18 protein-coding genes are annotated in these 24432 nt (G+C 73.7%); 7 read left to right on the top strand and 11 right to left on the bottom strand.

Annotated features, from left to right (window positions below; all coding sequences use genetic code 11):
* Window positions 1-80: 80 nt before the first annotated feature.
* Window positions 81-2081, top strand: coding sequence for an ABC transporter ATP-binding protein (locus tag E1266_RS14000; RefSeq protein ID WP_132046895.1), 2001 nt, complete (start codon window positions 81-83; stop codon window positions 2079-2081).
* Here the strand turns inward: E1266_RS14000 and E1266_RS13995 are convergent.
* On the bottom strand, window positions 2078-5677 hold the full coding sequence (locus E1266_RS13995) for an AAA family ATPase (protein ID WP_132046893.1): 3600 nt from the start codon (window positions 5675-5677) through the stop codon (window positions 2078-2080). The two genes, E1266_RS14000 and E1266_RS13995, sit on opposite strands and share 4 nt — an antisense overlap.
* Window positions 5678-5854: 177 nt before the next feature.
* Between E1266_RS13995 and E1266_RS13990 the strand changes: the two genes are divergently transcribed.
* On the top strand, window positions 5855-6205 hold the full coding sequence (locus E1266_RS13990; RefSeq protein WP_132046891.1) for an STAS domain-containing protein: 351 nt from the start codon (window positions 5855-5857) through the stop codon (window positions 6203-6205).
* A gap of 25 nt (window positions 6206-6230) precedes the next feature.
* Here the strand turns inward: E1266_RS13990 and E1266_RS13985 are convergent, their stop codons facing one another.
* The 5 genes from E1266_RS13985 to E1266_RS13965 form a co-directional block, all read right to left on the bottom strand.
* A complete protein-coding gene (locus E1266_RS13985) occupies window positions 6231-7046 on the bottom strand; it encodes an SGNH/GDSL hydrolase family protein (protein WP_132046889.1) in 816 nt (271 codons plus the stop codon).
* A gap of 129 nt (window positions 7047-7175) precedes the next feature.
* Complete coding sequence (locus E1266_RS13980) at window positions 7176-7790, bottom strand: ATP/GTP-binding protein (protein WP_132046921.1); 615 nt, start codon at window positions 7788-7790, stop codon at window positions 7176-7178.
* 40 nt (window positions 7791-7830) lie between these two features.
* Complete coding sequence (locus tag E1266_RS13975) at window positions 7831-8283, bottom strand: DUF742 domain-containing protein (protein WP_132046887.1); 453 nt, start codon at window positions 8281-8283, stop codon at window positions 7831-7833.
* A 30-nt stretch (window positions 8284-8313) separates the two neighbouring features.
* Window positions 8314-8766, bottom strand: a complete 453-nt coding sequence (locus E1266_RS13970; protein WP_132046885.1) for a roadblock/LC7 domain-containing protein — start codon at window positions 8764-8766, stop codon at window positions 8314-8316.
* Window positions 8763-11945 carry a nitrate- and nitrite sensing domain-containing protein gene (locus E1266_RS13965; RefSeq protein ID WP_207945632.1) on the bottom strand — a complete coding sequence of 1061 codons (3183 nt, stop codon included), beginning with the start codon at window positions 11943-11945 and terminating at the stop codon, window positions 8763-8765. The genes E1266_RS13970 and E1266_RS13965 overlap by 4 nt, the downstream gene beginning before the upstream one ends.
* A 443-nt stretch (window positions 11946-12388) precedes the next feature.
* Between E1266_RS13965 and E1266_RS13960 the strand changes: the two genes are divergently transcribed.
* The 5 genes from E1266_RS13960 (at window position 12389) to E1266_RS13940 (ending at window position 17217) form a co-directional block, all read left to right on the top strand.
* Window positions 12389-13375, top strand: a complete 987-nt coding sequence (locus tag E1266_RS13960; RefSeq protein WP_132046881.1) for an ABC transporter substrate-binding protein — start codon at window positions 12389-12391, stop codon at window positions 13373-13375.
* The gene (locus tag E1266_RS13955) at window positions 13372-14148 is read left to right on the top strand and encodes an ABC transporter permease subunit (protein ID WP_132046879.1); all 777 of its coding nucleotides are present in this window, start codon (window positions 13372-13374) and stop codon (window positions 14146-14148) included. Before E1266_RS13960 ends, E1266_RS13955 begins: the two co-directional genes overlap by 4 nt.
* Window positions 14145-14948: an ABC transporter permease gene (locus E1266_RS13950; RefSeq protein ID WP_132046877.1), complete on the top strand. Its 804-nt coding sequence runs from the start codon at window positions 14145-14147 to the stop codon at window positions 14946-14948. Before E1266_RS13955 ends, E1266_RS13950 begins: the two co-directional genes overlap by 4 nt.
* 55 nt (window positions 14949-15003) lie before the next feature.
* Complete coding sequence (locus E1266_RS13945) at window positions 15004-15840, top strand: ABC transporter ATP-binding protein (protein WP_132046875.1); 837 nt, start codon at window positions 15004-15006, stop codon at window positions 15838-15840.
* A 114-nt stretch (window positions 15841-15954) separates the two neighbouring features.
* A complete protein-coding gene (locus tag E1266_RS13940) occupies window positions 15955-17217 on the top strand; it encodes a flavin-dependent oxidoreductase (RefSeq protein WP_132046873.1) in 1263 nt (420 codons plus the stop codon).
* 20 nt (window positions 17218-17237) lie between these two features.
* Here the strand turns inward: E1266_RS13940 and E1266_RS13935 are convergent, their stop codons facing one another.
* From E1266_RS13935 to E1266_RS13915, 5 genes are all read right to left on the bottom strand, one after another.
* Window positions 17238-18953 (bottom strand): bifunctional 3'-5' exonuclease/DNA polymerase, encoded by a 1716-nt coding sequence (locus tag E1266_RS13935; RefSeq protein ID WP_132046871.1) that lies wholly within the window; start codon window positions 18951-18953, stop codon window positions 17238-17240.
* A gap of 146 nt (window positions 18954-19099) precedes the next feature.
* Window positions 19100-19603 (bottom strand): DUF4234 domain-containing protein, encoded by a 504-nt coding sequence (locus E1266_RS13930; protein ID WP_132046869.1) that lies wholly within the window; start codon window positions 19601-19603, stop codon window positions 19100-19102.
* A 154-nt stretch (window positions 19604-19757) separates the two neighbouring features.
* Window positions 19758-21266, bottom strand: a complete 1509-nt coding sequence (locus E1266_RS13925) for a metallophosphoesterase (protein ID WP_132046867.1) — start codon at window positions 21264-21266, stop codon at window positions 19758-19760.
* A 448-nt stretch (window positions 21267-21714) separates the two neighbouring features.
* Window positions 21715-22644 (bottom strand): diacylglycerol kinase family protein, encoded by a 930-nt coding sequence (locus tag E1266_RS13920; protein WP_132046865.1) that lies wholly within the window; start codon window positions 22642-22644, stop codon window positions 21715-21717.
* A gap of 9 nt (window positions 22645-22653) precedes the next feature.
* Window positions 22654-24276, bottom strand: coding sequence for an FAD-binding oxidoreductase (locus tag E1266_RS13915; protein WP_132046919.1), 1623 nt, complete (start codon window positions 24274-24276; stop codon window positions 22654-22656).
* Between the last annotated feature and the right edge of the window lie 156 nt (window positions 24277-24432).

Genomic DNA, 24432 nt, shown 5'->3' with positions numbered 1-24432 from the left:
GTATGTGACACATGAAGCGGAAAGCGTCCTCCCCGGGACGCACACTGCCCTTGGCGGGCAGGACGTGCGGAGGGCGACGCATGGGTACGCGACGGCGGTTTTCCAGACGGGCCGGGTCGGGCGGGCGGAGGGACCGGCGTCCCAGGGGAGCCCGTCCCGAGGCGGCCGGGCTGCCGGAACTGACCACGCACACCTGGCACGCCAAGGACCTGGAACTGGCCGAGACCGGCCTCGTCACGGTGGCGCGGCGGCTCCCGGCGGTGATCGCGCAGGCCACGCGGCTGGCCTGGCGGGCGAGCCCCGCCGACACGGCCGCGACGATCTCGCTCAACCTCCTCGCGGGGATCTTCACGGCGTTCTGGCTGCTGGCGACGACCGGCGTCCTCACGGCGCTCTTCAGCGCCGGGCCGACGCCCGACCGGGTCCGCGACGCGCTGCCGTCGCTGGCGCTCGTCGCGGGCGCGGTGGCGCTGCGCGCCGGGCTGCAGGCGTGCGCGGGCTGGTCGCAGTCGCGGCTGAACCCGCAGGTCCAGCGGCTCGCCGAGCTGCGGCTGTACGAGGCGACGACGGCGGTGCACCTGGCGGCGCTCGACGACTCCGACTTCCTCGACGAGCTGCAGCGCGCGCAGACGCGCGGCATGACGTCGGCGCCGCGGGTCGTCCAGCAGGCGGTGGACGTGCTCACGGGGACCGTCGGGATGGCCGCGGCCGCGGGGACGCTCGGCGTGCTGCACCCGCTGCTGCTGCCGCTGCTCCTGCTGACGGCGCTCCCGGAGGGCTGGGCGTCCGTGCGCAGCGCCCGGATGCAGTACCTGACGATGCTCTCGCTGGTCGAGGTCGCCCGCCGCAAGTGGATCCTGTCCGACCTGATGGTCCAGCGGGAGCACGCCGCCGAGGTGCGCTCGTTCACCATGCGGCCGTTCCTGCTGGAGCAGTACGACCGGCAGGCCGACCACCAGCGCGGCGTCGAACTCGACCTCGCCCGCCGCCAGACCGTCGCGAAGGTCAGCGGGGACGTGCTGAAGGGCATCGCCACGGCGGCCGTCTACATCGCGCTCGGGTTCATGCTGTGGAACGGCGCGGTGCCGCTGGCGGTGGCGGGCACGGCGGTGCTGGCGATCAGGTCGGGCCAGTCGTCCCTGGCCAACCTGGTGTTCGCGGTCAACCAGTGCTACGAGGAGGGCCTGTACTTCGGCGACTACCTGTCGTTCTGCGAGAAGGCCGAGCGGCGGATCCCGCGGCGCGCCCTCCCCGCCGCGCCGGAGGCGCACGGCCGGCTCCCGGACGACTTCGGCCGCATCCGCGTCCGGGACGTCATGTTCACCTACCCGGGCGCGGACGCACCGTCCCTCAACGGCATCTCGCTGGATCTGCGCAGGGGCGAGGTGGTCGCGCTCGTCGGCGAGAACGGCTCCGGCAAGACGACCCTCGCCAAGATCATGGCCGGCCTGTACGACCCGGACGCCGGCGAGGTCAGGTGGGACGACGTGCCGCTGACGAAGGTCCCCCCGCAGGAGGTGTGGGAGCGCATCGCCGTCATCGCGCAGAACTACACGCACTGGCCGATGACCGCCCGGCAGAACGTCACCATGGGACGCGGCGGCGAGCACGTCCCCGGCGGCGCCGAGAGCCCGGCGCTGCTCGCCGCCGCCCGCGCCTCCGGGGCCGACGAGGTCGTGGACGGGCTCGCCCGCGGCTACGACACGCTGCTGGACCGCCGGTTCAAGGGCGGCGCCGAGCTGTCGGGCGGGCAGTGGCAGCGGCTCGCGGTCGCCCGCGGCTTCTTCCGCGACGCGCCGCTGCTGATCTGCGACGAGCCGACCGCCGCCCTCGACGCGCGCGCCGAGCACCAGCTGTTCGAGCGGATCCGCACGCACGCCGACGGCCGGACCGTCCTGCTGATCACGCACCGGCTCGCCAGCGTCCGCTACGCCGACCGCATCTACGTCCTGGAGCACGGCAAGGTCATCGAGGAGGGCGACCACGCCGCGCTGATGGCCCGGGACGGCGTGTACGCCGACCTGTACTCCCTCCAGGCCGCCGCCTACGCCGCCGCGCCCGCGGGCGAGCCGGACGTCTAGATGTAGGGACCGAAGCCGAACCCGGGTTCGGGCCGCGGGGCGTCGGGGAGGTCCTCGGCGCGCAGCGTCCCGACCTCGGCCGCCTCGACGCCGTCCGGGTCCTCGTCGTGCTTGGCGGTGATGCGCCGCGCCTGCCGGGAGATCGCCGCCTCCAGCAGGTTGCGGACGAGCCGCGCGTTGCCGAACGAGGAGCCCCGCGGCTGCGCGGCGACCAGCCGGCGCACCCCGTCGAGGATGCCGGGGGCGAGCGCGAACCCCGCCTCCGCCGCCATGAACTCGAAGATCGTGACGAGCTCGTCGTCGGAGTAGTCCGGGAAGTGCAGCACCTTCGGGAACCGGGACTTCAGCCCCGGGTTCGCGTCGAGGAAGCGCTCCATCTCGGCGTCGTACCCGGCGACGATGACGACGAGGTCGCCGCGGTGCTCCTCCATCAGCCGCAGCAGCTCGGCGACCGCCTCGTGGCCGAAGTCGCGCCGGTCCCCGCCCGCGGACGACAGCGTGTACGCCTCATCGACGAACAGCACGCCGCCGAGGGCGCGCTCGACCGCGCCCCGCACCCGCGGCGCCGTCTGCCCGATGAACTCGGCGACGAGGTCGGCGCGGGTGACCTCCACCAGGTGGCCGGACGACAGCAGCCCGAGCCGCGCGTAGACGGCGGCGACCAGCCGGGCGATCGTCGTCTTGGCCGTGCCGGGGTTGCCCATGAACACCATGTGCCGGGACGGGGCCGCCGGGGACAGCTTGGCGTCGCGCCGCAGCTGCTCGGCGCGGACCTCGGCGACCAGCGACGACACCTCCCGCTTGATGGCGGCCAGCCCGATCAGCCGGTCGATCTCGGCGAGCGGGTCGCCGGGGACGTCGTCGCGGCCCCGGCTGAGCGTGTCGGGGAGGTCCGCGGGCAGGATCTCGTCCAGCGACTCGGTCTCGTCGACGATGCCGTCGGCGAGGACGCGCCGCCCCTGCAGCGCCACCGCCCGGTCGAGCAGGTTGATCATCGCGCGGGCGTTGCCGAACCCGCGCTCGCGCGGCGCCGCCTCGGCCAGCTCGCGGACCCGGTCCAGCACCCCGGGCGCCAGCTCGAAGCCCGCGTCGGCGGCCTTGGCGGCGAACACCTCGACCAGCTCGTCCTCGGTGAGGTCGGGGAACCGGACGGTGCGGGGGAAGTGCGCGGCCAGGTCGGTGCGGGACTTCAGCAGCCCGTTCAGCTCGGCCTCCGGGCCGGTCAGCACGACGAGGAGGTCCTCGGTGCGCGCCTGGAGGCCGGTGAGGAGGACGTCCAGGACCTCGCGTCCCCGTGCGGCGTCCGCGGCGGCCGAGACCAGGGCGTGCGCGTCGCGGACGACCAGGACGCCGCCGTGGGCCTCCTCCACCGCCCGCCGGACCCGCAGGACGCTCTCGCTGGCGTACTCGCCGAGCAGGTCGGCGCGCTCCACCTCGACCAGGTGGCCGGAGGACAGCACGCCGAGATCGGCGTAGAGCCGGCCGAGGATGCCCGCGACCTTGCTCTTGCCGGTGCCGGGGTTCCCGATGAACACCAGGTGCCGGGGCAGGTCCCTGGCCTTCATGCCCGCCTCGCGGCGCAGCCGCGCCGCCTTCGCCTCGGCGACCAGCGCGTCCACCTCGCGTTTCGCGGGCTCGATCCCCGCGCAGGCGGCCAGTTCGGCGAGCGGGTCGGCGTCGGCGGAGCGGCCCGGGATGAGCCGGTGCGGCAGGTCCGCCGCCGCGACCTCCGGCGGGCCGGCGGGCGCCGCGCCCTCCTCCCCCGCGCCCTCCTCCTCGGCACGCAGGGCCGCGGCGGCGACGGCCTGCCCGGCCATGTGCTCCACCAGCCGCGCGCCGCGCAGGTTCAGCAGCGGCGGGGTGCGGGACAGCATGCCCGCGGCGGCCTCGGCGGTCTCCGGCCCGACGCGGGCGCCGCGCCGCGCGACCGCCAGCGCGAACAGCTCGGCGAAGTCGTCCTCGCCGAAGTCGCGGGTGCGGGCCACGTCGAAGGCCCGGACGAGCGCGGGGTTGGCGTCGAACAGCCGCCGGTCGCCGCCGGGGCGGCACAGCGCGACGACGCCGAGGGACGGCGAGCGGGCCATCAGGCGCCGCAGCTCCTCCACGGCGGCGGCGCCGCAGCGCTCGTGCGCGGCGAGCTTCTCCAGGTCGTCCACCACCAGGAGCATCCGCCCCTCCAGGCAGTCGCGGACGCGGGCCTGCAGCCACAGGACGGCGTCGCTCACCCCCAGCGACGCGAAGACCTGGTCGGAGATCCACAGCGCCTCGCGGACCGCTCCGCCCTCGGCCAGCCGGCGCTCCACCACCTCGGCGGCGGTGCCCTTCCCGGTCCCCTCCGGACCGGAGATCAGCAGGCGGACGGGGCGTTTCCCGGCCAGCCGGGCCTGGACCGCGTCCTCCAGGACCCGCGACAGCTCCGGCTGCCCGACCAGCGGGTCCGGCGCGGCCTCGGCGCGGCGGGGCCGGTCGGCCCCGGTGCCCTCGCGCCCCCCGCCGCCGCCCAGCGAGGCGCCGAGCGTGTTGAGGACCCGGCGCGCGGTGAACAGCCGCCGCAGGTCGGCGTGGAACGCACGCACGGGCACCCGGCAGCGCGGGCTCGCCGGGGAGTCAGGCAGCCCCTGCACCGAGCCAGTGATGCGCACCGCCATGTCCAGCCACGCACGCGCTGCGTCGGCCTCACCGGCGACCAGGCCCCGGGCAAGCCACGCCCGCACGTCCTGCTGCCACGCATCCGTGGCGAAGCCGTCGCGGGCCGCGCGGAACCGCTCCTCCAGGTTCTCGTAGCGCGCCGTGCCGAGCACGACGGCCAGTTCCGCCGGGACGACCGACGCGTCGGCCGCGAGCAGCAGCCGGGCCAGGGAGACGTCGGGCTCGTCCCCGTCCGCGACGGCCCCCGCCAAGCGCTCGTGTGCGGCGTCCAGGCCCGCGCACGCCCACCCCAGGTAGCCGACGGGCCCCGCCAGCTCGGGCAGGACGGCCAGCTCCTCATCGGTCAGCCCGGACGTCCACGACTCCTCCAGGCTCCCGTTGGGGACGGTCATGTCCAGCTCGCGCAGCTCCGGATCGGCGGCGCGCCGGTCGAACAGCTCCATCAGCGCCCGCCGGCGCCGGTCCACCGGTTCCAGCCCCTCGAAGACGTCCAGCCCCGCCCGCGCCAGCTCGAACATCACCGCGCGGCGCTCCCGGTCGTTCCCGGCCGGTTCGGGAAGCCACAGGCCCGGCGGGCGCCACCGCCCGCCCTGCGTGAACCAGGCCAGCGGGTCCCGGACGGCGGTCTCCGACTTCGCGAGGAACGCCGACAGCAGCTCGTAGTCCACGTCGCCGCGCGACCCGCCCCGGACGGCCGACGCGCCGAGCAGGAACGTCAGCAGCGACCACTGCTCCGCGCCCGCCGCGCTCGTGCCGCTGCCGTAGAAGTCGCTGAGCTGCCTGGTCAGCACCACCGCGCGCGGGTCCCGGTTGTACTCCACGGCGCGCTCGCGCATCTCCTCGTACAGCCCGTCGGGCACGCGCCATGGACCGTGCGCGTACACGTCCAGGACGGGCTCCTCGGTGAGCAGCACTTCGAGATGGTCCGGCAGCCGGGGGGAACTCACCTGGGGGTCCTTCTCTTACACAGCGGATCGGGCACTGTCCGACAGCACCCTACGGCCGGGGACCACCGCGCACACCCCCGTCGCGCGGCGGGTTGGCATGGGCCGCGCCGTCCGCGATAGTTGTCGCGTGGAAATGATTCGCTCGACGAACTTGCGCGAACCCGAGGAAGTCCCCGCGTGCCGCTCCTGGAAATGACCACGCGGCCGCACGCCGGGCGTACCGTCGTGCGGCTGCGCGGAGACCTCGACATCGCCTCCTCGGAGGACCTGCGCACGTACCTGGACGACGCACGCCGCGAACACGGCGAGCGCCTCGTCCTCGACCTCGCCGGCCTGGAGTTCATGGACTCCGGCGGCCTCTCGGTCATCGTGTCCTGCTTCAAGGCCGTCACGGCCGCGGGCGGCAGCCTCACGCTCGCCGCGCCCCGCCCGCTCATCCGCCGCACCCTCGTGGTCACCGGACTGCACCGCCGGATCCCGGTGGCCGACACGCTGGAGGACGCCATCGGCGGGCCCGGCCCCGGCTGACCCGCGCGCGGCCTCCTGCGTACGGCTAGGTGTTCGAGGACTCGTCCTTCCGGAGGGCGAGGTCGCCGCTCCACGCCACGGGGGCGGGCAGCTTGGGGTTCCGGCCGTCCCCGGTGGAGCGGCCGGTGGCGCGGCGCCCGATCCACGGCAGCAGGTAGGTGCGGGCCCAGCGGACGTCCTCCCGCCGCGAGGTCAGCCAGTCGGCGCGCTCCAGCGGCGGCCAGGGCTCGCGCCAGTTCCCGCCGGTGGGCAGCCCGATCACCTCGGCGACGTACAGGGCCATGCGGCGGTGCCCCTCGGGCGAGAGGTGCAGGCGGTCCTCGTACCAGGCGCGCGGGTCGTCGAAGACGCGCAGCGGCCACAGGTCGACGACCGTGCAGCCGCGGCGGTCGGCGATGGCGCGCAGGTGCATGTTGTAGGTGGCGGCCCGGCCGCGGATGCGACCGCCGCTGCGCAGGCCCCGGGTGTCGAAGCCGGTGAAGACGACGACGCGGGAGCCGGTGGCGCGCAGCCGGCGGACGGCGTCGTCGAAGACCACCGCGAGCGCGTCGGGGTCGGCCCCGGGCCGGATCATGTCGTTGCCGCCCGCGCACAGGGTGATGAGGTCCGGGGCGAGGCCGACGGCCCGCGGGACCTGGTCGTCCGCGACCTGCCGCAGGACCTTGCCGCGGACCGCGAGGTTGGCGTACCGCAGGCCCGGGTTCCGCGCGGCGAGGAGTTCCGCCAGCCGGTCGGCCCAGCCGCGGAAGCGGTCCTCCTCGCCGGGGTAGGGGTCGTTGAGGCCCTCGGTGAAGCTGTCCCCGAGGGCCACGTACGTCTGGATCGGCTCCAATTCGCTCATCGCACTACCCATCACCGGTTCATGGTCGATCACGTAGAGAATGATGCATACTGCACACGACCTACGCGACCGTAGCCCCGGCCGGTTCTCCGATGGCGGCGGTGCCCGCGCCGGCGTCCGCGCCCGGCGTCAGGTCCAGCTGGGCGACGCGGTGCCCACCTGCCCGCCGGACGCGGCGGGCGGCGCGGACGCCCCGGCCGGCGGCGAGGCGTGCATCGACATCGCGTGCTGGACGAGCGTGATCAGCACCTGCTTGGTGGACTCGCGGCTCCGCGCGTCGCACTGGACGATCGGCACGTGCGCGCTTATCGACAGCGCGTCGCGGATGTCGTCGACCGCGTACTGGAACTCGCCGTGGAACCCGTTGACGCCCACCACGAACGGCAGGCCGAGCTCCTCGAAGTAGTCCACCGCGGCGAAGCAGTCCTCCAGCCGGCGGGTGTCGACCAGCACCACGGCGCCGATCGCGCCGCGGACGAGGTCGTCCCACATGAACCAGAAGCGGTGCTGCCCGGGCGTGCCGAACAGGTAGAGGATCAGCTCGCTGTCGAGCGACACGCGCCCGAAGTCCATCGCGACCGTGGTGGTCGTCTTGTCCGGCACGGCCGACAGATCGTCCACGTCGGCGCTGGCCGCGGTCATCACCGCCTCGGTGGTGAGCGGCATGATCTCCGAGACCGACCCGACGAAGGTGGTCTTGCCGACACCGAACCCGCCGCCGACGACGATCTTGACCGAGGTCAGCTCGGCCTCTCCGCCGTGCGACCCCGGGACCGGAACCTGGTCAGAGCTTCCGAAGGCCACTGAGCACCCTTTCTAGCAAGCGGAGGTCCGGCTGTCCGCCGGTGGTCGTGGCGGGCTGGGACTGGTGCAGCCGCAGCAGCCCCTCGACGGCCATGTCGGCGACGAGCACCCGCGCGACGCCGAGCGGCAGGCGCAGCAGGGCCGAGACCTCGGCCACCGAGCGGGCCGACCGGCACAGGTCCATGATCGCCCGGTACTCCGGGGTCAGCACGGCCACGTCCCGCGGCGGGTAGGGCGCCGCGGTGACCAGCGCCTCGATGGCGAGATCGTAGCGCGGCTTGGTGCGTCCCCCGGTCACGGCGTACGGGCGCACCAGCGAACTGGCCTCGCCCTCCGCCCGTTCGGGGGGGCGTCCCGGCGCGGGCGCCCGCCCGTGGTCACCCGGCCAGCGCCCGGGAACCCCGGGACTGCCTCCGAAGCTGCCTCGATCCATGTCGCCGACCTCCGTCAGAGTCAGTCACGGTCAATAGCGGGCGGGGCCGGCGCCCATCTCCGTCACCGGAGGACCCGAGTACGGAGGCTGTCCCTGCTCCTGCGCGCGCAGCGCGGGCGAGAGCACCCGGCCCACGCGCTCCACCAGCAGCGTCATCTCGTACGCGACGAGTCCGAGGTCGCAGTCCGGCGCCGCGAGCACGGCGAACACCGACCCGTTCGTGATGGACATCACGAACAGCAGGCCGCGGTCCATCTCGACGACGGTCTGGTTCACCCCGCCCGCGTCGAAGATCTTCGCCGCGCCCTGGGTCAGGCTCATCAACCCCGAGGCGATCGCCGAGAGCTGGTCCGCACGCTCGGGCGGGAAGCCCGACGAGTAGGCCATCGGCAATCCGTCCGAGGAGACCACGACGGCGTGCGCGACCTTCGCGACACGGTCCGCGAAGTTCGTCACCAACCAGTTGAGATCCTGCCCGCTCACCGGGTGCCTCCTGTCTCGCCGTCACCCTGTGACGGCGCCTCACCTGACGTGCCTGCGCCGCGTGCCTCGTGGCGTCCCCGATGGACACCCCGCTGGAGGCTCGCGAAGCGGTTGCGTACGACGTCGGCCGTCTGGCCGTATCCCTGCGGGTCCTGCGCCGGCCCGCCGCGCGCCTGCTGCCCCTGACCGGGGCTCTGCGGCGGCGCCTGGCCCGCCGCCGGTCCGGCTGCTCCGGCCTGCGCGTTCCCGGCCGGCGCGGCCGCGCGGCCCACCGCCCCGGGGACCCGGTTCTTGCCCGGCACCCGCTTCGGCAGCCCGACGCTGGTACGCGTCGTCGCGACGGGCTCGCGGGCGGCCTCGGCGGCGCGGAAGCCCGCGTCCGCCGGGGACTCCCAGCCCCGCGCGGGGTCCTCCCCCGAGTTGTCTCCCGACCTTCGCATGAACCACTCCGATTGCATCGCGTCGAAGATGGGCGAACGCTCGGGCACCCGCGGTGGCGCCTGCTGCTCGGGCGGCGCCTGCACCGGCGGTGCCTGGGGCGCCCGCACGGACGGTTCGGAGACGGGCGGTTCCTGGAACGACTCCCCGGCCGGTTGCGTCCGCGCCATCCCGCCCGTGTCCCACTGGGACGTGCGCCGCCGGTGCCCGGGACCAGGCTGCGAGGCGTCGCCGTAAGGGGCCTGCGGCCCCTGCCCGGAGTCTCCGCCCACCTGCTCCAGCGGCCCGGTCTCCCATGGGATCTGCCGCGGGCCGCCCTGCTCGGGCACCATCGGCTGGGCCTCGGGGACGACGGACTGGGGCCCGCCCTGGGCACCGGCCTGGCCGTAGGCGCCGTTGGCGGCGCCGTCCTGCCGCTCGCTGCGCGGCTGGAACAGGCCGTTGGGGCCGTCGTCGACCGGGCGTCCCGGCATGTGGGAGCCGGGGCGGCGGATGGGCAGCTCGCCCGGGCGGCGCGGCGGCTGCCGGTCGCCGGGCTGGTACGGGTCGTCCGCGGGCCGCCCCTGGTCGCCGGGCGACACGGTGGGCAGCGGGCCGGTGCTGGGGAACGAGCCGGGCCCGCCGCCGGCGGCGGGGATCGGGCCGGTCTCGTTCATGGCCGGCTGGGGCCCGGTCGCGCCGCGCAGGGAGCGCAGCGGGCCGGTGCCGCCGACCATCGGGTGCGACCCGGTCCCGTAGTCGTCCTGGGCGAACCCGCCGGAGCCGATGGCGGGCGGCTCGGCGCTGCTGGTCAGCGCGGCGAGCTGCTGGCCGTCGCTCTCCCGGCCGTTGAAGCCGCCGCGGCCGCCGAACCCGCCGGACTCGCCGGGGGTGATCACCGCGTCGGGCAGCACCACGAACGCGGTGAGGCCGCCGCCCTGCGCGGCGCGCAGCTCCACGCGGATCCCGTGCCGGACGGCCAGGCGGCCGACCACGAACAGGCCCATGCGGCGGGCCGCGGAGAAGTCGATGACGGGCGGGTTCGCGAGCCGCCAGTTGGCCTGCTCCAGCTCCTCGGCCGACATGCCCACGCCGTTGTCGGTGATCTGCAGCATGGCGCCGCCGCCGCTCAGCATCTGCCCGGAGACGGTGACCTTGGTGTGGTCGGCGGAGAAGACCGTGGCGTTCTCCACCAGCTCGGCCAGCAGGTGGACGAGGTCGTTGACGACGGGGCCGGTGACGGTCATGTCGCCCTGAACCCGGAGCGCGACGCGTTCGTACTGCTCGACCTCGGACAGCGAGGCGCGGACGACGTCGATCAGCGCAACCGGCTGGTTCCACCGGCGCACCTGGTCCTGGCCGCCGAGGACGAGGAGGTTCTCATTGTTGCGGCGCATGCGGGTCGCCAGGTGGTCCAGCCGGAACAGGTTTCCGAGCTGCTCCTCGTCGCGCTCGCTCTGCTCCAGCTCCTCGATCAGCTTCAGCTGGCGCTCGATCAGCGACTGGCTGCGGCGCGAGAGGTTGACGAACATCGCGTTGATGTTGCCGCGCAGGACCGCCTCGTCGGCCGCCAGCCGGACCGCCTCGCGGTGGACCTCGTCGAACGCCCGCGCGACCTGGCCGATCTCGTCGGTGGAGTCGATCTCGATGGGTTCGACCTCGATGCCGCCCGCGGCGGCCTCCGGATCGCGCAGCCGGTCGACCAGGCCCGGCAGCCGGGTGCCGGCCACCTCCAGCGCGCCGGACTGCAGCCGGCGCAGCGGGCGCACCAGCGAGCGGGCCACCAGGATGACGGTCGCCAGGACGATCGCGAGGACGAGGAACAGCAGCGCCCCGTCCCGGATCGCGTCGGTCTGCGCGCTGGACTGGGCGTCGCCGGCCCCGGCGGCGAGATCCGAGGCGATCTTCTGCTCGACCGTGCGCAGCTTGTCGATGCGCACGGTGGAGTCGGACATCCAGCTGTTCGCGACGCGGCTGCCGAGCCGGACCTGCAGCTCCTGGTTGCTGTCGGCGACCGCGAGGGCCCGCAGCCGGGTGATCTCCGCGCGGTCCAGCTCGGGGCCGGTGACGGTGTCCTCGAAGAGCTGGAGCTGCGTCACGGTGGCCGAGCTGCGGAACGCCTCGATGCTGGTGTTGAGGTCGGCGCGGGCGTCGTCGACCGAGGCGCGGTCGATCGGGAGGAACTGCCCCTCCCAGAGGGCCGCGCCGACGAGGGCGCGCTCCCGGGACGCGGCGTCCTTGGCGCTCGCCAGGTCGGCGAGGGCCAGCGCGCCCTGCGCCAGCTCGGGCGTCGGGGCGTCCTGGGAGACCAGCAGGTGGTATCCGCTGAAGTCGTCGACGAACTCGCCGTACTTGTCGATGATCGGCCCCGGTGCCAGGCTCGCGGACAGGGCCCGCAGCGCCGGCAGGTCGTTCACCCGGTCGAGGACGTTCCCGAGCGCCAGTTCCAGCCCGGGTGCGTTGACCTCCAGGCCCTGGGCCGCGGCCTGCACCTTGCGGGCGGCGGCGTCCACGCCCGTCTGGCGCTGTTTCAGCTCCTCGTCGCTGATGGCGCGCGCGCCGCCCGCGGCCCGGCTCGCCATGGCGTCGCGCTCGTTCTCCACCTCGTGCGCGAGCGCAGTCAGTTCCTTACCGAGCGTAGCCATCTGGCCGGTCCGGCGGTAGGCGTCGGCGTCCTCCATGGACACCTGGACGCGGAAGCCCGCAAGGAGTGCGGCCACGATCGTGGGCACCGCGATGAGGGCGAAGAGGCGCGTCCGCACGCGCCAGTTGCGCAGCTTGAACCGGCCTCCCAGGAAGCCTCGCTTGGGGGCGTCTTCGCTGGCAGACGGGCCTGGCTGAGGGGACTGCGGGGCCATCTCGGCCCCTTCGGCTTTCCGCACTGCCCTCCGCTACCTCTCAATGGGTCGATCGCTCGCGGCGCACAGTGACCCTGACCGAGATCCGGGTCGTGTCACCTGCCCGCACCACTGTGGGCAAGCGCCGAACATTGCAACACAGAGCAACCATCATGGCCAACCCGAATGATCACACAGGTCTAGACTTGTGATGTAGGAGACGGAAATGTCACAGCTTGCTCATGTGTGTTCACATAAGTGCACGTAAAGCTCGCATCTCCCCCATGGCGCGCTCGTGGTGCGCTACGCTCCCGGCTCGTTGAAAGATCGACTTTCAGCCAGCTTCCCCCGCAAATGGAGCATTGATCATGTCTGCTTCCCACCGCCGCACCTTCCTCGGCGGCGCACTGGCCATCGCGCTCGGGCTCACCGTCGTCGCCTGCGGCGACTCCGACGAGGGATCCTCGGCCAACGGCCTGGAGAAGACCGATATCACCCTCGGCACCATGACCGTCGCCGACACCGCCCCGGTGCAGATCGCCATCGACAAGGGCCTGTTCAAGGCCGAGGGCCTGAACGTCAAGACGCAGGTGATCCAGGGCGGCGCCGCCGGCATCCCGCTGCTCAAGAGCGGCCGCCTGGACTTCAGCTTCGGCAACTACGTCTCGCTGCTGACCGCCGGCGTCAAGGACCCGGGCTTCAAGCCCAAGATCGTCGCCGAGGGCTTCCAGAGCGCCTCGAAGACCCACACCCTGATGGTCCGCAAGGACTCCCCGTACCGCACGATCAAGGACCTTGAGGGCAAGAAGATCGGCGTCAACACGCGCCGCAACATCAGCACGCTGCTCGTCCGCGCCGCCGGCAAGCCGCAGGGCGTCGAGTTCGACGAGGACAAGAACTTCGTCGAGGTCCCCCCGCCCGCGATGGAGCAGGCCCTCAAGAGCAAGAGCGTCGAGGCCGTCCAGGCGATCGAGCCGTTCGGCACCCAGATGCAGAAGACGCTGGGCGCCCGCATGGTCTCCGACCTGTCCAGCGGCCCCACCGCCGACTTCCCGATCGCCGGCTACGCCGCCACCGAGAAGTTCATCCAGGAGCACCCGAAGACGACCGCCGCGTTCCAGCGCGCGCTGCAGAAGGCCCAGGGCATGGCGGCCGACCGCAAGCTCGTGCAGGACACCCTGCCGACCTACGCCAAGGGCATCAACGAAGAGGTCGCCTCGACCATGAGCTACGGCACGTTCCCGACCACGCTGAACGCCACCAGGCTCCAGCGCGTGGCGGACGTGATGCTCCAGTTCGGCTACGTCGAGGAGAAGATCGACGTGAAGCAGTTCATCGCCGAATCCGCCGCATGAGTCTTCGCCGCATCGTCTTCGGCGCCGCCGGGGTGGCCGGTGCGGTCGCAGTCCTCGAGGTCGTGAGCCGTACCGGCCTCGTGGACGCGTCCGCCCTCCCCCCGGCGACGACCGTTCTGGGGGAGGCCGGGAAGCTCGCCGTCGACGGGAAGTTCCTCGCCGACGTCGCGGCGACGCTTCAGGCGTGGTTCGGCGGGCTCGCGCTGGCGGTGCTCGTGGCGGTCCCGCTGGGCGTCCTGCTCGGCTCGGTACCGCTGCTGGGCACCGCCGCCCGCGCGCTCGTCGAACTCATGCGGCCCATCCCCTCGGTCGCGCTGATCCCGCTCGCCATCATCCTGTTCGCGGACCCGACGCAGATGAAGATGTCGCTGATCTTCTACGCGTGCCTGTGGCCGATCCTCATCAACACCCTGTACGCGCTCCGCGACGTCGACCCGGTCGCGAAGGACAGCCTGCGCAGCTTCGGGTTCGGGACGCCGTCGGTGCTGTGGCGCGTCTCGCTGCCGAGCGCCGCGCCGTTCATCACCACCGGCGTCCGCATCGCCGCCTCCGTCGCCCTCATCGTCGTGGTCAGCACCGAGCTGCTGGCCGGCGGGATCAACGGCGTCGGCATCTACCTCAGCTCCACGCAGGCCGGCGGCGGCCGCACGGACCTGCTCCTGGCCGGAGCGGTCTGGGCCGGTGTCCTCGGGCTGCTGGCCAACCTGGCCCTGCTCGGGCTGGAACGGGTCGCGTTCAGGTGGCACTCTGCGAAGGTGGAGGGGATCGCATGAGGATCCTCAAGGCGCTCCGCGGATTCGTCGAGCGCGCCTGGCTCGTCGCCCTGGTCTTCGTGCTGTGGGAGGTCGTCACCCGCGCGGTGAACGAGACCTACTTCCCGCCGCCGACCCGGATCGCCCAGGCGCTGCACGAGCTGTGGTTCTCCGGGCCCGCGTCCAGCCTGTTCCTCACGGAGAACGCGACGGACGACTTCTCCACCAGCCTCACCCACCTGTTCATCGGGTGGGGCGCGGCGGGCGCCGCCGGCGTCGTGCTGGGCGCGGCGATCGGACGGTCGCAGGTCCTCTACGACATGGCGAGCCCGGTGCTGGAGTTCCTGCGCGCGGTGCCGCCGCCGACGCTGCTGCCGTTCTTCATCATCGTGTTCCAGCTCGGCTCCACCATGCAGATCGTCACGATCGCGTTCGGCGTGGTGTGGCCGGTGCTGCTGAACACGTGCGACGGTGTCCGCACCGTGGAGTCCCTGCAGCTGGAGACGGCCAAGGTGTTCGGCGTCGGCCGGTTCCGCCGGCTGGTGACCATCATCCTCCCCGGAGCGGGCCCGAAGATCTTCGCGGGGCTGCGGGTCGCGCTGTCGTTCGCGCTGATCCTCATGGTCATCTCCGAGCTGTTCGGCAGCACCGCGGGCATCGGCTCCGAGCTCCTCGGCGCCCAGCGCTCGTTCGAGCTGCCCCGGATGTGGGCCGGCATCGTCATGCTGGGCATCCTCGGCTTCGTGTTCAACGCCGTGTTCATGCTCCTGGAGCGCCGCCTGCTGGCCTGGCACATCGGTGCGCAGCGGCTCGCGACTTGACCGACGCCCCCACGCTGACGACCCTCATGACGTACACACAGAAAAGGTGGCCGTGATGCTTCAGATAACCGGCCTCACCCACTCCTACGGAGGAGACGGGCTCAAGGTACTCGACGGCCTCGACCTCACCGTCCCGGACGGGCAGCTGGTCAGCATCGTCGGGCCGTCCGGCTGCGGCAAGTCGACGCTGCTGCGGTGCATCGCCGGGCTGATCCAGCCGACCGGCGGGCGGCTGACGCTGGACGGCAAGCCGATCAACGGCGTGCCCGACGACCTCGCGGTCGTGTTCCAGGACTACAGCCGCTCGCTGTTCCCCTGGCTGAGCGTCCGCGACAACGTGGCGCTGCCGCTGCGCCGGCGCGGGAAGTCGCGCTCGGAGCGGCGGGCCGCCGCCGAGGAGGCCCTGGAGTCGGTGGGCCTCCACGACGCGGGCCGCAAGTACCCGTGGCAGCTGTCCGGCGGCATGCAGCAGCGCGTGTCGATCGCGCGGGCGCTGGCCTACCGCCCGTCGCTGCTGCTGATGGACGAGCCGTTCGGCTCCGTGGACGCGCAGACCCGGGAGGACCTGGAGGACCTCGTCCTCCAGGTGCACCGCACGGAGAAGATGACGATCCTGCTGGTCACCCACGACATCGACGAGAGCGTCTACGTCGGTGACCGGGTCGTCGTCCTGAACCGCTCGCCCGCCCGGGTGCACGCCGACCTGCCCGTCGGGCTGCCGTCCGTCCGCGACCAGATCGACACCCGCGGGCTGCCGGAGTTCGTCCAGCTGCGGGCCGAGGTCGGGCGGCTGGTCCGCGGCGGCGCGCGGGTGCCGGGCGCCGCCCCGGTCAGCGCGCAGCCGGCCGGGGTGGCGGAGGCCAAGGGCGCCGGCGCGAAACCGGCTTCCTGACGGACGGCGCACACCGCACGAACCGCCGCCGCGCGGCGGCGGAGGAACGAGACCGGGGCGGACGGGGCCGCCATCGCACCGGCCCCGCCTGCCCGCACAACGGGAGGGCGATTCATGCGCGTACTCATCGTGGGTGCGGGGATCGGCGGGCTCACCACCGCCCTGAGCCTGCACGAGGCCGGCGTCGAGGCGCTCGTCGTCGACTCCGCCGTCCGGCTGCGGCCGCTCGGCGTCGGCATCAACCTGCTCCCGCACGCCGTCCGGGAGCTCACCGAGCTGGGTCTCGGCGACGACCTCGCCGAGACCGGCATCCCCACGGCCGAGACGGTGCACTTCGACCGCTACGGCGGCCGGATCTGGGCCGAGCCGCGGGGACGCGCGCTCGGCTACCGCTGGCCGCAGTACTCCGTCCACCGCGGCGAACTGCAGATGATGCTGCTGGACGCCGTCCTGGCGCGGCTCGGCGAGGACGCCGTCCGCACCGGGACGGTGTTCGAGGGCTTCGAGCAGGACGGGGAGAGCGTGCGGGCGCGGCTGCGCGACCGCGCGTCCGGCACCGCCGACACCGTCACCGCCGACGTCCTGATCGGCGCGGACGGCCTGCACTCCGCCGTCCGGGCCCAGCTGAACCCGGGCGAGAAGGCGCCGCTGTGGAACGGGATCAGGATGTGGCGCGGCGTCACCGAGGGCGAGCCGTTCCTGACCGGGCGGACGCTGGCCATCGCGGGCAGCAACGCCGCGTCCAAGATGGTCGTCTACCCGATCTCCATGCGCGCCGAGCGCCGGGGAAGTGCGCTGCTGAACTGGGTGGCCGAGGTGCGGCTCACGGACGACCAGCTGGAGGAGACCGCGGACTGGAACCGGACCGGCCGCCTGGAGGACGTGCTCCCCCACTTCGCCGACTGGAAGTTCGACTGGCTCGACATCCCGGCGATGCTGTCCGGCTCGGCGGAGATCCTCGAGTACCCGATGGTCGACCGCGATCCCCTCGACCGCTGGACGTCCGGCCGGGTGACCCTGCTCGGCGACGCCGCCCACCCGATGTACCCGATCGGGTCGAACGGCGGGTCCCAGGCCGTGCTGGACGCCCGCGTCCTGGCGCACGAGCTGGTCCGGGCCGCCGACCCCGCCGAGGGCCTGCTCGCCTACGAGCGGGAGCGCCGCGAAACGGTCAACGCCATCGTGCTGGCCTGCCGCGACATGCCCGCCGACCGGATCCTGCAGACGGTCAGCGAGCGCGCACCGCGCGGTTTCGAGGCCATCGAGGACGTCCTGGCGCCGAACGAGCTGGAGACCATCAGCGGCGCCTACCGGCTGACGTCCTTCGACGACGTCGACGCCCTCAACACCCGCGCGTCGTACACGATCGCCGGCTGAGCGCCCGCCGGACGGGCCGCTCACTTGGCGTCGGCGTAGCGGTCCACGATCGCGATCTCCATGGGGAACACGACCGGGGTGTCGCCGAAGAGGAGCCGCCGCGCCTCCTCGGCCGAGGCGCGGACGGCGGCGGCCACGTTCGCGGCCGGCTCCGCCGGGGTGTGCACGATGACCTCGTCGTGCTGGAAGAACACCAGGCGGGGACCGGAGCCGAGAGCGGTGAGGCGGCGGCGCAGTGAGGCGAGCAGGGCGAGCGCCCAGTCGGCGGCGGTCGCCTGGACGACGAAGTTGCGGGTGAAGCGGCCCCGGCTGCGCAGCGCCTGCGCGGCCGGGCCGCGCCGCTCGGCGGACGGGCCGTCGTCGCCCGCGGCGGTCAGCTCGCGCCAGCCGGCCGACGGCGGCGGGCAGGTGCGCCCCAGCCGGGACCGGACGAGCCGCCCGCGCTCCCCGGCCCGCGCGGCGGCCTCGACGTACTCGAACGCGTCGGGGAACCGGTTCCGCAGGACGGCGAGGAGCCGCACGGCCTCGCCCGTCCCGCCGCCGTACATGGCGGACAGCAGCGCGAGCTTGGCCTTGTCGCGCGCGCTCATGCCGTCGTCCGCCGCCGGTACGGAGTCGAAGGCGCCGGAGAGGGCCGCGTAGAGGTCGCCGTGGGCGGCGGCCTCGGCGAACGCGCGGTCGCCCGCGAGGGCCGCCAGCACCCGGGGTTCGAGCTGGGCCGCGTCCGCGACGACGAGCGACCAGCCGGGATCGGCGACGACGGCCCTGCGCAGGACGCGCGGGATCTGCAGGGCGCCCCCGCCGCTCGTCGCCCACCGGCCGGACACCACCCCGCCGGCCACGTACTCGGGGCGGAACCGTCCCCCGCTCACCCAGGTGTCCAGCCAGGCCCAGCCGTGCGCGGTGTGCAGGCGTGCGAGTTCCTTGTACTCCAGCAGCAGCGGCACAGCGGGATGGTCCACGCCCTTCAGCACGTGGGCGCGCGTCGAGGGGATCGGATGCCCGGCCGACGCGAACGCCTTGAGGAGCTGCGCCGGGGAGTCGGGGTTGACGTGCGTGCGCGGGCCGAACGCGGCGCTGATGCGGTCGGCGAGGTCCTGGAGCCTGCGGGGGCGCAGGCCGCCGGAGGGCCGCGGTCCGAGCAGTTCGGTGAGCAGCGCGTCGTGCTCGGCCGCCGACCAGGGGAGCCCGTCGTGCCCCATCTCGGCCGCGGCCAGCGCTCCGGCCGACTCCGCCGCCGCGAGCAGCGCGAACCGCCCGCCGGCCCCCGGCCCGTCGTTCAGCCCGGTGATGGCGCGCTGCTGCTCGGCGTGCACGGCGACGACCTGCTCGATCTCGTCGGCGGGCTCGTCCCCGTCCTCGTCGTCGTCGAAGAGCGACGCCTGCGCCGGCTTCTCCCGCGACGGTGCGTCCGCGGGCACCGGCTCCCCGCGCGACCGCGCCCACGCCGCCCGCACCGAGCGCGGCTCCCCGTACCGTCCGGCGTGGCCGAGCAGAAGGCTCTCGACCAGTTCCAGGTCGTGGCAGCGGCCCACCCGCACGCCCGCGTCCAGCAGCCGGGGGTAGAGCCTGGCGGTGGACGGCCACACCCATCGCGGCGACTCGGCCCGCTCCCGCTCGCCGATGGCCGCGACGAGGTCGGGGACGTGCTGGACGGGCCCCGCGGGCGTCCCGTCCTCGGCGAGGGGCCGGAGCGCTCCCCCGCCGCGCTCCCCCACCGCCACAGCGACCTTCACGTGCTCATTCTGGCGCGCGCCACCGACACGGCGCGCATGCGAAGACCCCTCCGCGACGGGTGGGGCGGAGGGGTCCTCTGGGATCTGCAGCGGGGGGCCAGGGCCGTAGCCCCTGGAATCGATCCCGGTGGATCAGGCGGCGGGGATCAGGCGACGAGCGACACCTGCTGGCCGGGCGGGGTGGCGCCGTAGCGGTCGACGACCTTGTTGAGCTGGATCTGGTAGTAGAGGACTCCGAAGCCGAAGATGCCGAGCAGGAACCCGATGCCGCCGCTGCAGCTCGCGGGGAGGCCGGCGGCGCGCTGCGCGGCGGCGATGCGCCCGCCGAGCTTGACGAACACGACCAGTGGCCAGATGCCGAGCGTCAATGCGCCGAAGAGCATCGACAGCAGCGCGTTGACCGAGGAGTCGCCGATGCGCCGGTCGTACGCGTGCAGCTCGCTGTGGACCTTGTAGAACCACACGAGGCCGTAGATGCCGAAGGTGATGAGCGGCAGGCCGAGCCAGGCGCCGACGGGGTTGCGGCGCTTCATGTTGGACCCGGCGCCCACGGCGACGGGTGCCTGCTGCTGCTGGTGGACGGGCGCGTGACCGCCCTGGTGGACCTGCTGCTGGTAGTACTGGCCCTGACCCTGCTGTGGGTAACTCATGGTGGTGCTCTTCCTGTGGGACGCGGTCGTTTCCGGCCGACCGCCTGTTACCGTTCACCCGTCTGACGAGCCACGACTGTAACGGGCCGCCCACCCCTCGTGCTGCCGGAACGCCACCTTCGCCGGGGTTTAGGGTGATTCTCCAAACCGCGGGTCAGCGCAGGGGGATGACTACCTCGTCCTCGCACGGCGGGTTGGTCTCCTGGTCGCCGCAGCCGGTGGCGGCGTGGCAGCGGATCGTCAGCCGCGACTCGGTCACGTCCACGCGCAGGAAGCTCTTGAAGAACGGCGGGTCGTCCCAGTCGGCCAGTTCCGAGCGGAAGCGCTGCGGCAGCTTGTGCACGGGGGCCCGGAGGAAGCGGGGGCGGTGCCGGCCGCCGCGCGGGACGCCCAGGAGCGCCGCGACGAAGCGGGCGCGGAGGGACGGGCCGGGGCCGTCGTATCCGCGGGCGGGCCGGATGCCGAGCCTGCTCCGGACGGCGGCCGTGGCCTCCTCCGGGGTCAGCTCGAAGAGCTTCGGCAGCCGCAGCCAGCGGCCGTACAGCTTGCTGTAGCGGGACAGGGAGTCGCCGCGCAGCGGGTAGCAGCGGAACCGGTCCTCCTCGACCACGCGGGTCCGGGGGATCGTGTGGGTGGCGTGCATGAACGCGCCCCCGCCGCCGGAGACGACGTACTGGATCGTCCGCCCGTCGCCGGTCTCGATCGGGTAGCGCTGGTAGTTGTGGATGTCGCCGCCGATCGCGGCCACGTAGTTGTGGGCCGGGTCCCGGACGATCTCGTCCACGGTCCCGCCGCCCTCGATCTTCCCCGGCCGGTGCTCGTCGTCCACGTACAGCGGTTTTCCGGTCACGAGCAGCTTGGGTTTCGGACCAGCGGAGACCTCCCGCAGCCAGCGGCCCTGGCCGCGGTCGATCGTGCCCGTGATGCCGGTGTCGATGCCGATGACGCGCAGCGACGGCGTGTCGATCGCCCAGTACGGGCCCGGCTGGACGGACCGCTGGCCGGGCGCGCCCCGGTACCGGCGGCGGGCCTCCTCAAGCGCGGCGGCGTCCACCTCGCCGGGCGAGCGCCACAGCAGGCGGGGCAGGAAGGAGAGCGGTCCGCGCCACGGCGGCGGGGAGCAGTCGGTGTCCAGGTCGCAGAAGACGTGCAGGAAGCCGCGCAGGCCGTCGTACCAGTCGTGGTTGCCGGGGATGGCGTAGATGGGGGCGGGATAGTCCTTGTACGGGCGGAAGAACTTGCCGGGGTACTGGTCCGCGTCGCCCGCCGGGTAGATCACGTCGCTGGCGATGATCATGAAGTCGGTGCCGGCGGCGGCGTGCAGCAGCGGCGGGACGACGGCGTACTGCGACCGGTCGCCCTCGCCGGTGTCGCCGAGCAGGGCGAACGAGAACTCGGACTCGGCGCGGTGGACGGTGAACGCGGCCGGCGTGCCCCGCTCGCGCAGCGCGGCGACGCAGCGGCGGCGGATCGCGTTCGAGGGATCGCCGAACAGGTGCGCCACCACGTCGTTCCGGGAGCGCCACAGCACCCTGGGGCGGCGCCAGGAGAAGTCGGGGACGCGCTCGGGCAGCAGGTCGTGGAACGTGCCCGGTTTCTGGCAGACCCATCCGGCGCCCGCCTCTGAGGTGCGCGAGTTGTCGGGGTACTCCTCGGCACTCACAGGGGACGCCTCCGGGGGGTGAGCCGTTCCGTCCGGCGCGTGTCCGCGCGCAGGCTCCGGGCAGCCTGCCGTGGCGAAAGGCTCGGGTAGGGGTCCGCACAGCCTGGCCGGAGGCGATCTCGGCCGTCAAGCGACTTGCCGGAGCCCGGCGTGTGATCTTCGCGGGCGCGGGGCTTCGGCGGGGAGTGCGTGTGCGTGGTGGACGCCGGCGCCACCCCCAGAGACGCCGGCGCCACCACGACGAGGGCGCCCGCGGGTGGTCATGAGTCCCCCCAGAACGGCGAGCAGTCGCCTTCTCATGACCCCGTCCGCAGACGGCCCCAACGGTCCCTAAGCGGGACGTAACTGACGCTATCCGAGAAGCCGTAATGCGAGCGTAAACGGACCCAAACATCATGGCCAACTCGGGGACACGCGTTCCCGCAGGTCAGCGGCGGATGCGCGGGGGTCAGGGCGCCAGGACGCGGAGCGCGCCGGGCATCACCCGTGCAGTGACCGGCAGCACCCCGGGCAGCTCGCCGTCCGCGCCGTACGGGAGCGTCCTGCCGGGCGGCCCGGTCAGCTCGATCCGCACCTCGCGGCCCCGCATTACCTCGACCTCCGGCCGGCGCACGTGCGACCCGTCCTCCAGCTCCCGCATCACGGAGAAGAACAGCTTCTTCGGCGCGCTCCGGATGAGGACGACGTCCAGCAGCCCGTCGTCCACGCGGGCGTCCGGCGCGATGTGCTTGCCGAAGCCGTAGTAGCCGGAGTTCGCCGCGACGACGGTGTAGCCCTTCCGCGCGAACGACTCGCCGTCCACGGTGATCAGGTAGTCGGCGGGGCGCCACGAGATGATCGCGCGCAGCGCCCCGACGTAGTAGGCCGCGGAGCCGCGCAGCAGCCGCGTGTTGTTGGCGTTGTCGTTGGCGACGGCGTCCACGCCCGCGTAGACGCTGCCGAGCACGGGCGTGCCGTTGGCCTCGATGGCGTCGACCGCGCGCGGCTCGCCCTCCAGCAGCAGCTTGGCCAGCTCCTCCGGGTCGGACGGGACGCCGAGCTGCCGCGCGAAGTCGTTGCCGCGCCCCGCCGGGACGATGCCGAACACCGCCCCCTTCCCGGCGCCGTCCTTCCCGGTGTCCAGGCCGGCCAGGGCGCCGCCGACGCAGCCGACCATGCCGTCGCCGCCGACGCCGAGCACCACCCGCCCGGTTCCGGCGGCGGCGCGGGCGACGTCGTGGGCGTGGCCGAGGCCGCGGCTGTACTCGACGGCGACGTCGGCGCCCGCCTCGCGCAGCAGCCGGGCCAGCGTGATCAGTGACGAGGCCGACGCGGAGTCGCCCGCCGCCGGGTTGACGATCGCGGTGAACGCGCGCGGACCTTGCTCAGGGGCGGGCATGTCCTGTGCTCACTCCTCTGCGGCCGGCGGGACGAGCACGCCCGGGTTCATGATCCCGGCCGGATCGACCCGCTCCTTGACGGCGCGGAGCACCGCCGCGCCCAGCGGCCCGATCTCCCGGGCGTACCAGTCGCGGTGGTCGGTGCCCACCCCGTGATGATGACTGATCGTTCCGCCCGCGTCGATGATCGCGTCGTTGGCGGCGCGCTTGGCCGCGTCCCAGTGCGCCACCGGATCCGCGCCCTGCGCGGACACGACGGTGAAGTACAGCGAGGCCCCGGACGGGTAGACGTGCGAGATGTGGCACATCAGCAGCGGTGGCGTGCCCGCTCCGGACAGCGCGCCGATCAGCGCGGACCGGACGGCGTCGTAGAGCCGGGGGACGTCCGGCCAGAACGCGGCGGTCTCCAGCGTCTCCACGAACGCGCCCGCGTCCAGCAGCGAGTCGCGCAGGTAGGGGGCGTTGAACCGGCCGTGCGCCCACTTCTCGCCCGGGCCGGTGCCGAGCGGCTCGCCGCCGGCGGCGCGCAGCACCTCCGCCGCCTCCGCCCGCCGTCCGGCGACCCCCCGCGCGGTGCCCTCGAACCCGAGCACCGCCAGGCAGCCGGCCGAAGAACCGGCTCCGCCCGGCGTTCCGATCGCGGCCGGGTCGGCCAGCCCGACCATCGTCTCGGTCTCGTCGGACAGCCGCAGGACCGCGGGCAGCGGCCCGTCCTGGGCGAGCCGGCGCAGCGCGGCCGCGCCCTCGCCGAACGACGCGAACCGCCAGCCCTCGTACTCCCGCGCCTCCGGGACGGGATGGATCCGCACGGTCACGGACGTGATCACACCGAACGCGCCCTCCGAGCCGAGGACGAGCTGCCGCAGGTCGGGGCCCGCGGCCGACTTCGGCGCACGGCCGAGGTCGAGCGTCCCCTCCGGGGTGGCGGCCGTCAGCGCCACCACCATGTCGTCGAAGCGCCCGTACCCCGCGGACGCCTGCCCGCTGGACCGCGCCGCCGCGAACCCGCCGATCGACGCCCACTCGAACGACTGCGGGAAGTGCCCGAGGGTGTAGCCGCGCTCCCCCAGCCGCGCCTCGGCGTCCGGGGCGCGCAGGCCGGGCTGCAGGACGGCCGTCCGGGCGGTCTCGTCGACCGAGACGACGGCGTCCATGCGCCGCAGGTCGAGCGCGATGAACCCGCCGCCGCCCGTGCCCCTGCCCGCGCCGTCGGCCGAGGGGGCCAGCCCGCCGACGACCGAGGTGCCGCCGCCGAACGGGACGACCGCGATCCGGCGCTCCGCGCAGGCCCGCAGCACGGCGAGGACCTCGTCGTGCGATCCCGGGAGGACGACCGCGTCGGGCGCGTCCGCCGTCTCGCCGGCGCGGATGCGCAGCAGGTCGGGCGTCGACTTGCCGCGGGTGTGCCGAACGCGCGTCTCGGTGTCGGCGCGGACGTTGGAGTCCCCGACGATCTTCGCCAGCGCGGTCAGGTCGCCGTCGTCGAGGCGGCAGGCGGGGACCTCGACGCCTGCGAGGTCGGCCGGGGGCCGCTCGGCGGGCCGCACCCCGAGCATGTCGCGCAGCAGCCCGACCACCGGTTCCGGCAGCGGCGCGGCCCGGCCCGGATCGCCCCAGCCGCTCCACAGCATGTCCCGCGTCTCCACCCGCGCCTCCCGTCACCGGCCTGCCGCCGGCCTCGAATCTGTGCTTACACTGTGACACATGACGTCGAATCGTCACAAGAAGAACGGCCGCACCGTCCGGGTGCGCCACGAAGCGGGGCGCGAAGGGGCGGGGCGCGACGG

This window comes from Actinomadura sp. 7K534 (genome assembly GCF_004348575.1).
Classification (GTDB): Bacteria; Actinomycetota; Actinomycetes; order Streptosporangiales; family Streptosporangiaceae; genus Spirillospora; species Spirillospora livida.
Note: the sequence above shows the minus strand (reverse complement) of the source record. Positions and strands in the feature narration are given on the sequence as shown.